Below are 12,684 nucleotides of genomic sequence, written 5' to 3'. Positions count from 1 at the left end.
GACCACCAACACAAACCCCCACCCCACCCCCCTCGACAGCCGCGCGCGGGGACCCCCCCGGGCCCCCCACGCCGGGGGCCCCCGGCCCGCGCGCGCCGGGGCCCCTCGTCGTGCCGGTGGCGCTGCGGGGGCGGCCGTCAACGGCGGGGGCGGCCGTCAGGAGATGACGGCGCGCACCTCGGTGATCTGCACGAGGATCCGCGCGCGCAGCTGCTCCGGCGCGCTCTCGCACGGGCAGCCGTCGCGGATCGCCCGCTTGAGCTGCTCGTCCTCGGCCAGCTGCTGCACGCAGCTGGCGCACTCGGCCAGGTGCGAGCGCAGCCGGTCGCAGTCCAGGTCGGCCATCTCGCCGTCCAGGTACTCGAACGCCCGGTCCAGCACCTCCCGGCAGCGGTCGACGGCGTGCTCCCGCGACTCCTGCGTGCCCTCGGTGGTCCCGCTCACGACGCGCCCTCCGTCTCCCGCACGGCCCCCGACACCCCGCGGTCGACGGCGTAGTCGCGCAGCAGCTCGCGCAGCTGGCGACGGCCGCGGTGCAGGCGGGACATCACCGTCCCGATGGGGGTGCCCATGATCTCGGCGATCTCCTTGTAGGCGAAGCCCTCGACGTCGGCGAGGTACACCGCCATCCGGAAGTCCTCCGGCACCTGCTGCAGGGCCCGCTTCACGTCGGTGTCCGGCAGGTGGTCCAGCGCCTCGGTCTCGGCCGAGCGCAGGCCGGAGGACGTGTGGGACTCCGCCCGCGCGAGCTGCCAGTCCTCGATCTCGTCCGAGTGCGACTGCTGCGGCTCGCGCTGCTTCTTGCGGTAGGTGTTGATGTACGTGTTGGTGAGGATCCGGTACAGCCAGGCCTTGAGGTTGGTGCCCGGCGCGTACTGGTGGAAGGCGGCGTAGGCCTTCGCGAAGGCGTCCTGGACCAGGTCCTCGGCGTCGGCGGGGTTGCGCGTCATGCGCAGCGCCGCGGAGTACAGCTGGTCGAGGAAGGGCAGCGCGTCGCGCTCGAAGCGCGCGGCCCGGTCGTCCGCGGTCTCCTCCGACGGGGCCCGCGAGGTCTGCTCGGTCATCGCGGCCGAGCCTAGACGCTGGGGGGCTCCGGGGCGTCCGCGGAGCCCGGCGCGGCCGGTGCGGGGGCGGCCCGCCGGGCCCGGCGCGGTGCGGCGAGCGGGGTCCCGCGGCGGGCGGGTCCCCGCCGGGGCGGTCCGGTCCGCCGCGCCCGGGACGCCCGGCGCGGCCGGGGTTCGCAGTGCCAGCAGCATGACCGTCCCAACACGCCCCCGCGGGGGCTTGTTCCGGCGCGGGCGGGCGCTCAGGCGCCCAGCAGCTCACCGGTGCGCAGGTCGACGACGCCCTCCAGCTCCTCCGGCGCGGCGGGGTCGAGCAGGTGCTCGTCCTTCGCGCGCACGTCGCCCACCCGGCGGGAGACGGGGTGGGCGTCCAGCAAGTGCTCGAACAGGTCGCCGGGCACCGCGTCCAGCAGCGCCTCGACGTCCTCGCGCTCGTCCAGGGCCGGGTCGAGCCAGGCGTCGCGCAGGTCGCGCGGCACGACCAGCGGCATGCGCTCGTGCAGGCGGTCCAGGCCCGGTTCGGCGGCCTTGGTGACGATCGCGAAGGACACCAGCCAGCGGGCCGGGTCGTCGTCGGCGCGCTGCGGGTCGCGCCAGAACTCGTACACCCCGCCGAGGGAGAGGACGGAGCCGTCGCGGGCGCCGACGGCGAACGGCTGCTTGCGCGGCTTGCCGCCGGCGGGCGGCTCCACGGGGCTGACCTGCCACTCGTACCAGGCGTCCACCGGGACCAGGCAGCGGCGGGCCAGGGCCGCGCGGGAGAACGACGGCTTGTCCAGCAGGGTCTCGACGCGGGCGTTGACCATCCGCGGGCCGCCGGTGGCGTCCTTGGACCAGCCGGGCACCAGGCCCCAGCGCAGCGCCCGCAGGGACCGCGTCGGCGGGCCGTCCGGGTCCTCCTTGCGGGCGCGCTCGAGCACGACGGGCGGGGTGGTGGTGGGCGCGGTGTTCAGCGAGCGCGTCACCGTCCCCTCCGGCGCCCCGGAGAGCGTGTCGTCGTCCACCTCGAACTCCTCGACGAGGTCGTCCAGGTCCCGGCGCAGGGCGTAGCGGCCGCACATGGGGACAGTCCAGCACCCGGGTGCGACACGCGGCCCCCCGGCGCGCCCGGCCGCCCGGCACCGGCCCGCGCCCCTAGCGTCGGGACCTCGCCGACCCGCCCGGAGGACGCCGTGCCCGCTGCGCCCACCACGCCCGCCCGGCCACCGCGCCGCCGGGCTCCCGCGTGAGCGCCCGGGTGCGGGTCGGCGCCGGGCCGCTCGTCGTGCACGGCGCCCGGCTGCTGGACGGCCTGGGCGGCCCGGTCCGCGAGGACGGGTGGGCGGCCGCCGGCGGCGGGCGCGTCACGGCCGTCGGCGCGGGCGGCGGCTGGCGCGCGCACGCGCGCGGCGCGGAGGTCGTCGACGCCGCCGGGGCGTGGCTGGTGCCGGGCTTCGTCGACCTGCACCGGCACGGCGGCGGCGGGCACGCGCACGAGGACGGCCCGGACGCCGTCCTGGCCGCCGCGGAGCTGCACCGCGCGCACGGCACCACGCGCGGGGTGGTCAGCTTCGTCTCCGACGACGTCGACGTCCTCGCGGGCCGCCTGGCCGGGGTGGCCGACCTCCTGCCCGGGGCCCCGCACCTGCTCGGCAGCCACCTGGAGGGCCCGTTCCTCGGCGCGGCCCGCCGCGGCGCGCACGCCGAGCGGCACCTGCGCGACCCGGCCCCGCAGGCCGTCGAGCGGCTCGTGCGCGCCGCCCGCGGGACGCTGCGCCAGGTGACCCTGGACCCGCTGCGGCCGGGGGCGGCGCGGGCGGCGGCCCGGTTCCTGGACGCCGGCGCGGTCGTCGCCCTCGGGCACACCGACGCCGGCGCGGACGCGGCCCGGGCGGCCTTCGACGCCGGGGCGCGGCTGCTGACGCACGCCTTCAACGCCGTGCCGGGCGTGCACCACCGCGACCCCGGCCCCGTGCCGGTCGCGGCGGCCGACCCGCGCGTGGTGTGCGAGCTGGTCCTGGACGGCGAGCACGTGCACCCGCTCGTGGCCCGGCTCCTGCTGGCCGCGGCCCCCGGCCGGGTGGCGCTGGTCACCGACGCCGTCGCCGCGGCGGGCGCCGCGGACGGGCGCTACCGCCTGGGGGGCGTGGAGGTGGACGTCGGCGGCGGGCGCGCGGTCGTGGCGGGCACCGCGGTGCTGGCCGGCTCCACGCTGACCCAGGACCGCGCGCTGCGCGTCGGGGCGGCCGCCGGCCTCGCGCTGCCGGAGCTCGTGCGCGCGCTGACCTCGGTGCCCGCCGGCGCGCTCGGCCTGCGCGACGCCGGCCGCCTCGCGCCGGGGGCCCTGGCCGACCTCGTCCTGCTGGACGAGCACCTGCGCCCGGTGCGGGTCGAGTGCTCGCCGCTGCCTGCGGTCCCCCGCCCCTCCCCCGTGCGGTGATCACCCCGATGCGGTAGGCAACTCCCATGACTCTGGTGCGACGCCTTGCCCGCCCGATGCTCGCCGCGGCCTTCGTCAAGACCGGCATCGACCAGGTCCGGGGCGCCGCCGACATCGCCCCGGCCGCCGAGCCGATCACCGACGCGGCGACCGGCCTGGGCCTGCCCGACGACCCGGTGCTGCTGGTGCGCCTCAACGGCGCGGTGATGGCCGGCGCCGGCGTGCTGCTGGCCCTGGGCCGGGCACCGCGCCTGGCCTCGATCGCCCTCGTGGTCACGGCCGCCCCCACCGCCTACGTCGCCCACCCGTTCTGGACGGAGAAGGACAAGGCCGTGCGCGCCGGGGTCCTGGAGGACTTCCTCAAGGACGTCGGCCTGCTCGGCGGCGCCCTGCTGGCCGCCGTGGACACCGCCGGCAAGCCGGGGGCGCTGTGGCGCTCGCAGCGCGCCGGCCGCGACGCCAAGCGCGCCGCGAAGCTGGCCGCCCGCGAGGCCGGCCGCGCCGCGCACGCCGGCCGCCGCGAGCTGCAGCTGGCCGCCGCCAAGGTCGCCTGAGGCGCCCGCCCGGCCCCTCCCGCCCCCCGCCGGACGAGCGGGAGCCGGGTGGGAGGTGTCGGGGACGGCTGCCAGGATGGTGCGGTGACGCCCTCACCCGCGCCTCGACCGACCCCCGCGAGCACCTCCCCCGGCACCTCCCCGGCGACGACGCCGGGCGCCGCCGGCGAGCTGTGGCCCGCCCCCACCGCGGACGGCCCCCTGGACGCCGTGGTCCGCGTGCCCGGGTCGAAGTCGCTGACCAACCGCTACCTCGTCGTCGCGGCCCTCGCCGACCGCCCCTCCCTGCTGCGCGACCCGCTCGTCTCGCGCGACACCCGGCTGATGGCCGACGCGCTGCGCCAGCTCGGCGCCGACGTGCAGGAGGGCTGCCCGGACCCGGCCGCGCGCGAGGAGTCCGGCGCCGGCCCCGACGACTGGGTGGTGCGCCCGGCGCCCGTGCGCGGCGGCGGGCGGGTCGACTGCGGCCTGGCCGGCACCGTCATGCGCTTCCTGCCGCCCGTGGCGGCCCTGGCCGGCGAGCCGGTGCGCTTCGACGGCGACGAGCGCGCCCGCGAGCGCCCGATGGCCGCGCTGGTGGACGGCCTGCGCCAGCTCGGCGCGGTGGTCGACGACGGCGGCCGCGGCACGCTGCCGTTCGAGGTGAGCGGCCCGGCGGGCGGCCTGCGCGGCGGCACGGTGCGCATCGACGCCTCGGCCTCCAGCCAGTTCGTCTCGGCGCTGCTGCTGGTGGGGGCGCGCACCCGCGAGGGCCTGGAGGTCGTCCACGAGGGCCCGCCGCTGCCCAGCGAGCCGCACGTGCGGATGACGGTGGAGGTCCTGCGCGACGTCGGCGTGGTCGTCGACGACGCCGTCCCGGGCCGCTGGGCCGTGGAGCCGGGCACCGTCAACGCCCTGGACGTGCAGGTGGAGCCGGACCTGTCCAACGCGGGCCCGTTCCTGGCCGCGGCGGCCGTGACGGGCGGCCGGGTGCGGGTGCCCGGCTGGCCCCAGTCCACGACGCAGGCGGGCGACCTGCTGCGCGACGTGCTGGACCAGATGGGCGCCGACGTGACGCTCGACCGCGACGGGCTGCTCGTGGAGGGCGGCGACGAGCTGTACGGGCTGGACCTGGACCTGCACGAGGCCGGGGAGCTGGCACCCGTCATCACGGCGCTGGCGGCGCTGGCCAGCTCGCCGTCGCGGCTGCGCGGGATCGCGCACCTGCGCGGGCACGAGACGGACCGGCTGAAGGCGCTGGTCACCGAGGTGAACTCGCTGGGCGGGGACGCGGAGGAGACCGCCGACGGGCTGCTGGTGCGCCCGCGCCCCCTGCACGGGGGCGTGGTGCGCACGTACCACGACCACCGGATGGCGACCGCGGCCGCGGTGCTGGGCCTGCGCGTGCGGGGGGTGCTCGTGGAGGACGTGGCCACGACCCGCAAGACGCTGCCGGACTTCCCCGGCATGTGGGCGGGGATGCTCGCCGGCGGCGACGTGGGCGGGCCGGGCGGCGGGGCCGGCGCGCCGGCCGGGCGCTGAGGGCGCCCGTGGCCCGTCCCGCGCGCCAGCGCCGCTACGACGAGGACGACGTGCGGGTGCGCCCCTCGAAGGGCTCGCGCCCGCGCACCAAGGAGCGCCCCGCGCACGCCGACGCCGTGCCGGCGCTGGTGGTGGCCGTGGACCGCGGCCGCTCCACGTGCCTGGTCACCGGGCCCGCGGCGGCCGGGGACGACCCGGGCGGGCGGCGGGTCACGGCGATGCGCGCGCGCGAGCTGGGCCGCACGGGCGTGGTCGTCGGCGACCGGGTGGCCCTCGTGGGCGACACCTCCGGCCGGGTGGACACCCTCGCGCGGATCGTGCGGATCGAGGAGCGGCGCACGGTGCTGCGGCGCACCGCGGACGACACCGACCCGGTGGAGCGGGTGGTCGTCGCCAACGCCGACCAGCTCGTCGTCGTGGCGGCCGTGGCCGACCCCGAGCCGCGCTCGCGGCTGGTGGACCGCTGCCTGGTCGCGGCGTACACCGCGGGCATGGACGCCCTGCTGTGCCTGACCAAGGGCGACCTGCGACCGGCCGCGGAGGTGCTGGCCACGTGGGCGCCGCTGGGCCTGGACGCCGTGGTGACCCGCCGCGAGGACGGTGCGCTGGCCGGGCTGGACGCGGTGCGCGAGCGCCTGGCGGGGCGCACCAGCGTGCTCGTCGGGCACTCGGGGGTGGGCAAGTCGACGCTGGTCAACGCGCTCGTGCCGGACGCGGGGCGCGCCACGGGCGCGGTGAACGCCGTGACCGGGCGCGGGCGGCACACGTCGACGTCGATGGCGATGCTGGCGCTGCCCGGCGGCGGCTGGGTCGTGGACACCCCCGGCGTGCGCTCCTTCGGGCTGGCGCACGTGGAGCCCGGCGCCGTGCTGGCGGCCTTCCCCGACCTGGCGCCGGGCGAGCGGGAGTGCCCGCGCGGGTGCACGCACGACGAGCCGGACTGCGCGCTGGACGCGTGGGTGGCCGCCGGGCGCGCGGGGGCAGCGGGCCCGGCGCGGCTGGCGTCCTTCCGCCGCCTGCTGGCCGCCCGCCGCGGCGAGGAGGACCGCGGCGAGCGCGAGGAGCGGGCGGGCCGGGCGCGCTGAGGCCGCCGCGGCGGGCTCAGAGCAGCGAGCTCCAGTACGCCCAGAACGCCTGCCCGACGGCGGCGGCGACCGCCACGTACGTCAGCAGCACCAGTAGCAGCCGGTAGTCGACGACGGCGCGCGCCAGCGGCCGCAGGGCCGCCGGGACGGGCAGCAGGGAGCGGTCCAGCGCGTCGGCCAGGCTCGTCCAGAACAGCGGCACCACGACCGCCCACACGACGACGCAGTACGGGCACAGCGCGCGGATCGACCACAGGCTCTGGCTGATCAGCCAGACCACGAAGACGGCGCCGAGGCTCACGCCGAGCAGGTGCCCGCGCTCGACCCAGCGCGGCAGCGCCACGCGCGACAGGAGCAGCACCCCCAGCGTCGTGGTGACGGTGAAGGCGGCGATGCCGATGAGGGGGTTGGGGAAGCCGAACACCCGCGCCTGCTCGGTGACCATGACCGAGCCGCAGCTGAGCACCGGGTTGAAGGAGCAGCTGGGCACGTAGGAGGGGTCCAGGGCCAGCCGGATCCGCTCGACGGTGAGGGTGAACGCCGCCACGAGACCGACCAGCCCGCCGACGGTCATCAGCAGCCCGCGGGCGCGGGGGGTCACCGGCAGGGCGGACAGGTGCTCCGGGCGCCGGGGCGCCGCGGCGTCCCGCTCGTGGCCGACCTGCGTCATCCGTCCCCCTCGCGCGCGCTCGTGCTCCGTCCCCATCATCGTCGGCGCACCTGGGAGGGACCTGGACGGGCCGGAGGTCCCGGTCCGCGCGGGCGGTAGGTTCGCGGCGTGACGGTCCCCGCCAGTCCCCCCGCCCGCGCGGTCCGCTACGACGACGACCTGCGCCTGGCGCACGTCGTCGCCGACCAGGTGGACGCGGTGACGACGGCCCGCTTCCGCGCCCAGGACCTCGCGGTGGACACCAAGCCGGACCTGACGCCCGTCACGGACGCGGACCGCACGGCCGAGGAGGTCGTGCGCGCGCAGCTGGCCCGCACCCGCCCCCGCGACGCCGTGCTGGGCGAGGAGTTCGGCCTCGTCGGGCACGGGCAGCGGCAGTGGGTCGTGGACCCGATCGACGGGACGAAGAACTTCGTGCGCGGGGTGCCGGTGTGGGCGACCCTCATCGCGCTGCTCGACGACGGCGAGCCCGTGGTCGGGCTGGTCTCGGCGCCGGCGCTGCAGCGGCGCTGGTGGGCGGCGAAGGGGTCGGGGGCGTGGACGGGCCGCAGCCTGTCCTCGGCCACCCGGATCCGCGTCAGCTCGGTCGCGGACCTGGCCGACGCCTCGTTCTCGTACTCCTCCCTCACCGGCTGGGAGGAGGCCGGGCGCCTGGAGGACGTCCTGGCGCTGTCGCGGCGGGTGTGGCGCACCCGCGCCTACGGGGACTTCTGGTCGTACACGCTGCTGGCGGAGGGCGCCGTCGACGTGGCCGCCGAGCCGGAGCTGGCGCTGCACGACATGGCGGCCCTCGTGCCGATCGTCACCGAGGCCGGTGGCCGGTTCACCTCCCGCGCCGGCGTGGACGGCCCGCACGGCGGGGACGCCGTGGCCACCAACGGGCTGCTGCACGAGGCGGTCCTGCGCCACCTGGGCGCCTGAGGGCGCGCCGGCGCGGGGGCGGAGCGGTGCGGGGGGTCGAGGTCGTCACCGACCCGCGCGAGCGGCGGCTGCTCGTGTGGGAGGTCGTGGCCGTCTTCGCCGTCTCGCTGGGCCTGAGCGGGGTGCGGGCGCTGGTGAGCCTGGTGGGGGCGCTGACGGCCCCGGTGCCGCTGAACGCGCAGACGTCGACGGTGTTGGGCAGCTACGCGCCCGACCGGCCGTGGCTGGACCTGGCGTTCCAGCTCGTGCGGATCGCCCAGCTGCTGGCCCCGGTCCTGCTCGTGGCCTACCTGCTGGCCCGCGAGGGCGGGTCGCTGCGCACGGTGGGCTTCGACCGCACCCGGCCGGGCCGCGACCTGCTGGGCGGCCTGGGCCTGGCCGCGGTGATCGGCGGCTGCGGGCTGCTGCTGTACCTGGGGGCGGTCGCCGTCGGCGCGAACACCCAGGTGCAGGCCTCGTCGCTGTCGGGCGCCTGGTGGACGGTGCCCGTGGCGGTCCTGAACGCCGCGGGCAATGGGATCCTGGAGGAGGTCCTCGTCGTGGGCTTCCTGCTGCACCGCCTGTCGCAGCTGGGCGTCCGCGTCCCCGCCGCCTTCGCGGTCAGCGCGCTGCTGCGCGGCTCCTACCACCTGTACCAGGGGCTGGGCGGCTTCGTCGGCAACGTCCTGATGGGGCTGGTGTTCGCCGAGGTGTACCGGCGCTGGGGCCGGGTGGCGCCGCTGGTCGTGGCGCACACCGCCATCGACGTGGTGGCCTTCGTCGGGTACGCCGCGCTGGCCGGGCGCGTGGGGTGGCTGCCGGGCTGAGCGGTGGCCGGGCCGGCGGGTGTGCGGGTCGTGTGCAGGGAACCCGGACGGCCCCGCCGCCGGGCTGCGGGCCCGCGCCGCGCGCCCCTACGGTGGGCCGGTCCGCAGGACGTCGATGTCCACCCTCGACACCCCGCAGGAGCCGCACCCCGTGCCCACGATCGAGACCTCCGTGTGGCTGACGCTCGCCGTCGCCGCCGTGTCCGCCGCCGTCGCCATCGCCGTCGGCGAGCTGGCCGCCCTCGCGGTGCGCCGCCTCGGCCGCCGCCGCGAGATCCTCTGCCGCCTCGGCCAGCGCGGACGCCGCCCGCTGGCCGCGCTGCTGGGACTGCTGGCGGCCCGCACCGCGCTGCAGGTATACACGCGCCCGGCCGACTGGCGGGACCCGACGCTGCAGGTCATCGGCCTGCTGGTGGTCGCGATGGTGGCCTGGCTGCTCGTCGTGGCCGTCAACACCGCCCAGGACGTCCTGCTGCGCCGCTACGACGTGGGCGTGGCCGACAACCGGCGCGCGCGCCAGCGCCGCACCCAGGTGACGCTGCTCAAGCGGATCGTCGTCGTGGCGATCGTCGTGGTGGCGGTCGCCTCGATGATGCTGACGATCCCGGGCGCCCGCGGGCTGGGCGCCAGCGTCCTGGCCTCCGCCGGGCTGCTGTCGGTGGTGGCGGGCCTGGCCGCCCAGACGTCGCTGGCGAACGTGTTCGCCGGCCTGCAGATCGCCTTCACCGACGGCCTGCGCGTGGACGACGTGGTCGTCGTCGAGGGCGAGTGGGGCAACATCGAGGACATCACCCTGACGTACGTGGTGGTGCGCGTGTGGGACCAGCGGCGGCTGATCCTGCCCTCGACGTACTTCACGACGACGCCCTTCCAGAACTGGACGCGCAGCAGCGCGGAGGTGGTCGGCGCGGTCGAGGCCGACGTCGACTGGGACGTGCCCGTGGACCGCGTGCGCGAGCACCTGGAGTCGTTCGTGGCCGCGCACCCGAACTGGGACGGGCGCACGTACGCCCTGCAGGTCACCGACGCCGTCGGCTCGTTCGTGCGGCTGCGGGTGCTGGTCAGCGCCGCGGACGCCGGGCGCCTGTTCGACCTGCGCTGCGCGGTGCGCGAGGAGCTCGTGGCGCTGCTGCGCGACCGCCACCCGCGGGCCCTGCCGCGGGTGCGGGTCGAGGACGCGGGCGGGGCCGGCGGGGCCGGGCAGGTCCCCGCCGCCCCGCACCACGTCGTGCTGCCCCGCCAGGACGGCGTCGGCGTGGACGGCGCGCGCCGGCGCTGACCTCCCGACGCTGACCTCCCGGCGCACCCGCCCGGGTGTGGCGGACCCCACACCCGGGCCGCCGGGGAGCCGGCTCAGGGGCACCGGCGCGGCGCCCGATGCACAGGCACGTGCTCGTCGCTCCGCTGATCTCCGCCCTCGGCCTCGTGGCCGCCTCCATCGGCATCGTCACCGGTGTCCCCCAGGCCCTGCGGCTGCTGCGCAGCCCCGACGCCAGCGGCCTGTCCTACCCCTCGACCGTCCTGGGCGTGCTGGGCGCCGGGACGTGGCTGACGTACGGCCTGATGCTGCTCGACCCCGCCCAGCTGGTCGCCAACGTGCCCGGTCTGGCGTGCGCGGTGCTCACCGCGGTCCTGGCCGCCCGCCGCCTGGGCGTGCGCCCGGGCCCGACCCTCCTGGCGGTGGGCGCCTGGTCGGCGGCCGTGGCCGTGACCGCCGTCGTGGCCGGCGCCACCGCGGTGGGGGTCGCCGCCACCGTCGTCTCGCTGGTGCGGATGGTGCCGCAGGTGCGCACGGTGCTGAGCTCCGGCGCCCCGCTGAACGGCCTCGCGCCCGCCGGCTTCGCCCTCACCCAGCTCTCGGCGCTGCTGTGGACGGTCTACGGCGCGGCGACGAGCCAGGAGTCGGTGGTCGTCTGCTCGCTGGTCTCCGCGCTGCTGGCCGGGGTCGTGCTGTCGCGCCGCTGCCCCCCGCGCCACCTCGTGCACGTGCTGCACCACGGCCGCTGGGGCGACGCGGGCCGCGCGCTCGTGCGGCCCGTCGCGGCTTGGGGCCGCCCCGCCGCCTGCGTGGTGCTCTGAGCGCTCCCCCGGCAGCGGTCCCGGACGAGGACGAGGCCCCCACGACCGCGCGGTCGTGGGGGCCTCGTCGCGCGCGCGGCTCGGCTCAGCGCAGGAACCAGCGGCCGGGCTCGGCCAGCCGGTCCACCTCGGCCGGGCCCCAGGTGCCCGGCGCGTACGGCTGCACGGCGGGCCGGTCGGCGGCGAAGGGCTCGATGGCCCGCCACGCCGCCCGCAGCCCCGGCACCCCGGTGAACAGGGAGCGGTCGCCGTCGAGCAGGTGGCGCACGAGGTGCGTGTAGGGCGGGGCCTCCCGCTGCCCGTCCAGGCCGTCCAGCGGCAGCGTCGCGGTGCCCTGGGACAGCCCGCCCTCCACGCCGGGGGTGCGCACGGTCAGGCGCACGTCGAGCGCGCCGCCCTCCAGCAGGGAGAAGCTGACGGCCGCGGGCTCGCCCAGCTCGGTGCCCGCGTACGGGCCCTCGGTCGCGGGCTTGAGCATCAGGGTGACGCGCTGCTCGTCGGCGGCCATCTTCTTGCCGCTGCGCAGCAGGAACGGCACGTCGCGCCAGCGGTCGGTGTCGATCCACACGCGCGCGGCGGCGAGGGTGTCGGTGGTGGAGTCCTCCGGCACGCCGTCGATGTCGAGGTAGCCGTCGAAGCGGCCCAGCACGACGTCCTCGGGCTGCAGCGGGCGGAACCGCTCCAGCGCCGCGTCGCGGGCCTCCTGCAGGGCGCCGGGGCCCAGGTCGGCGGGCGGTTCCATGGCCACGGTCGCCGCCATCTGGAACAGGTGGGTGACGATCATGTCGAGGAAGGCGCCGGTGGCGTCGTAGAAGGAGGCGCGCTGGGCGACGTCGAGGGTCTCGGCGACGTCGACCTGCACCTGCGCGACGTGCTCGCGGTTCCAGATCGCCGCCAGCCACGGGTTGGCGAAGCGGGCGTGGATGACGTCCTGCATGGCCTCGAAGGCGAGGAAGTGGTCGATGCGGAAGACCTGCTCCTCGTCCCAGACGCGCTGCACCTCGGCGTCCAGCTCCTCGAAGCTGTCCAGGGAGGTGCCGTAGGGCTTCTCGTAGACGACGGTGGCGCCCTCGACCAGGCCGTGCGCCTCGAACGCCCGCGTCATCGGCAGGAACGCCGACGGCGGCACCGCCAGGTAGTGCACGACGCGCGCGGAACCGCCCAGCTCCTCCTGCGCCCGCTCGAGCACGCCGGGCAGCTCGCCGGCGTCCTCGACGGCGAAGCCGCCGCCGGCGGCCATGAGGCGCTGCTCCACCTCGTCCCAGGGGCCCTCGGACGGCCGCGGCCCGAACTCCTCCAGGGCCTCGCGCACGTGGCGCACGAAGTCCTCGCGCGACCACTCGCCGCGCCCGGCGCCCACCACGCGCCAGTCGGCGGGCAGGAGCTCGCGGCGGGCCAGCTCGAAGAGGGCGGGCAGGACGAGGCGCCGGCACAGGTCGCCGGAGGCGCCGTGCAGGACGAGGACGACGGGCGCGTCGTCGGTGCTGTGGTGCGGCTGCTCTGCGGTCACGCGGGCGACGCTACCGGGACGGTCCCCGCCCGCCCGGCGCGGCCACGGGCTAGGG

At 77.7% G+C, this 12,684-nt stretch carries 13 protein-coding genes; 8 read left to right on the top strand and 5 right to left on the bottom strand.

What is annotated here, in order from left to right; all coding sequences use genetic code 11:
* Positions 1-156: 156 nt before the first annotated feature.
* Genes rsrA through AB8M62_RS15155 form a run of 3 tightly spaced genes read right to left on the bottom strand, consistent with a single transcriptional unit; the run spans position 157 to position 2,125 of the window.
* On the bottom strand, positions 157-444 hold the full coding sequence (rsrA, locus tag AB8M62_RS15165; protein WP_369053702.1) for a mycothiol system anti-sigma-R factor: 288 nt from the start codon (positions 442-444) through the stop codon (positions 157-159).
* The gene (locus AB8M62_RS15160) at positions 441-1,256 is read right to left on the bottom strand and encodes a sigma-70 family RNA polymerase sigma factor (RefSeq protein WP_369070094.1); all 816 of its coding nucleotides are present in this window, start codon (positions 1,254-1,256) and stop codon (positions 441-443) included. The genes rsrA and AB8M62_RS15160 overlap by 4 nt, the downstream gene beginning before the upstream one ends.
* A gap of 50 nt (positions 1,257-1,306) precedes the next feature.
* Positions 1,307-2,125 (bottom strand): SOS response-associated peptidase, encoded by an 819-nt coding sequence (locus AB8M62_RS15155; protein WP_369070092.1) that lies wholly within the window; start codon positions 2,123-2,125, stop codon positions 1,307-1,309.
* 164 nt (positions 2,126-2,289) lie between these two features.
* Between AB8M62_RS15155 and AB8M62_RS15150 the strand changes: the two genes are divergently transcribed.
* The 4 genes from AB8M62_RS15150 to rsgA all read left to right on the top strand — a co-directional run bounded on the left by AB8M62_RS15150 (position 2,290) and on the right by rsgA (position 6,643).
* A complete protein-coding gene (locus AB8M62_RS15150) occupies positions 2,290-3,483 on the top strand; it encodes an amidohydrolase family protein (RefSeq protein WP_369070091.1) in 1,194 nt (397 codons plus the stop codon).
* Between the two features lie 26 nt (positions 3,484-3,509).
* Positions 3,510-4,037, top strand: a complete 528-nt coding sequence (locus tag AB8M62_RS15145) for a DoxX family protein (RefSeq protein ID WP_369053698.1) — start codon at positions 3,510-3,512, stop codon at positions 4,035-4,037.
* Between the two features lie 84 nt (positions 4,038-4,121).
* Positions 4,122-5,558, top strand: coding sequence for a 3-phosphoshikimate 1-carboxyvinyltransferase (gene aroA / locus AB8M62_RS15140; RefSeq protein WP_373694957.1), 1,437 nt, complete (start codon positions 4,122-4,124; stop codon positions 5,556-5,558).
* An 8-nt stretch (positions 5,559-5,566) separates the two neighbouring features.
* Positions 5,567-6,643, top strand: coding sequence for a ribosome small subunit-dependent GTPase A (gene rsgA / locus AB8M62_RS15135; RefSeq protein ID WP_369070089.1), 1,077 nt, complete (start codon positions 5,567-5,569; stop codon positions 6,641-6,643).
* Between the two features lie 16 nt (positions 6,644-6,659).
* On the opposite strand, the gene AB8M62_RS15130 is transcribed toward rsgA, so the two are convergent.
* Positions 6,660-7,313, bottom strand: a complete 654-nt coding sequence (locus AB8M62_RS15130; RefSeq protein WP_369070088.1) for a vitamin K epoxide reductase family protein — start codon at positions 7,311-7,313, stop codon at positions 6,660-6,662.
* Between the two features lie 108 nt (positions 7,314-7,421).
* Between AB8M62_RS15130 and hisN the strand changes: the two genes are divergently transcribed.
* The 4 genes from hisN to AB8M62_RS15110 all read left to right on the top strand — a co-directional run bounded on the left by hisN (position 7,422) and on the right by AB8M62_RS15110 (position 11,119).
* On the top strand, positions 7,422-8,234 hold the full coding sequence (gene hisN / locus AB8M62_RS15125) for a histidinol-phosphatase (RefSeq protein ID WP_369053693.1): 813 nt from the start codon (positions 7,422-7,424) through the stop codon (positions 8,232-8,234).
* 26 nt (positions 8,235-8,260) lie between these two features.
* On the top strand, positions 8,261-9,040 hold the full coding sequence (locus tag AB8M62_RS15120; RefSeq protein WP_369070087.1) for a CPBP family intramembrane glutamic endopeptidase: 780 nt from the start codon (positions 8,261-8,263) through the stop codon (positions 9,038-9,040).
* A gap of 115 nt (positions 9,041-9,155) precedes the next feature.
* Positions 9,156-10,319 (top strand): mechanosensitive ion channel family protein, encoded by a 1,164-nt coding sequence (locus AB8M62_RS15115; protein ID WP_369070086.1) that lies wholly within the window; start codon positions 9,156-9,158, stop codon positions 10,317-10,319.
* A 110-nt stretch (positions 10,320-10,429) separates the two neighbouring features.
* Entirely contained in the window at positions 10,430-11,119 is a 690-nt protein-coding gene (locus tag AB8M62_RS15110; RefSeq protein ID WP_369053689.1) for a SemiSWEET family sugar transporter, read from the top strand.
* A gap of 85 nt (positions 11,120-11,204) precedes the next feature.
* Here AB8M62_RS15110 and AB8M62_RS15105 read toward each other — a convergent pair whose 3' ends face one another.
* Positions 11,205-12,629: a glucose-6-phosphate dehydrogenase gene (locus AB8M62_RS15105; protein ID WP_369070085.1), complete on the bottom strand. Its 1,425-nt coding sequence runs from the start codon at positions 12,627-12,629 to the stop codon at positions 11,205-11,207.
* Positions 12,630-12,684 lie beyond the last annotated feature (55 nt).

The organism is Kineococcus terrestris (genome assembly GCF_041020755.1).
GTDB classification, from domain to species: domain Bacteria; phylum Actinomycetota; class Actinomycetes; order Actinomycetales; family Kineococcaceae; genus Kineococcus; species Kineococcus terrestris.
The sequence above is the reverse complement of the archived record's forward strand: the minus strand, read 5'-3'. Positions and strand labels throughout refer to the sequence as shown.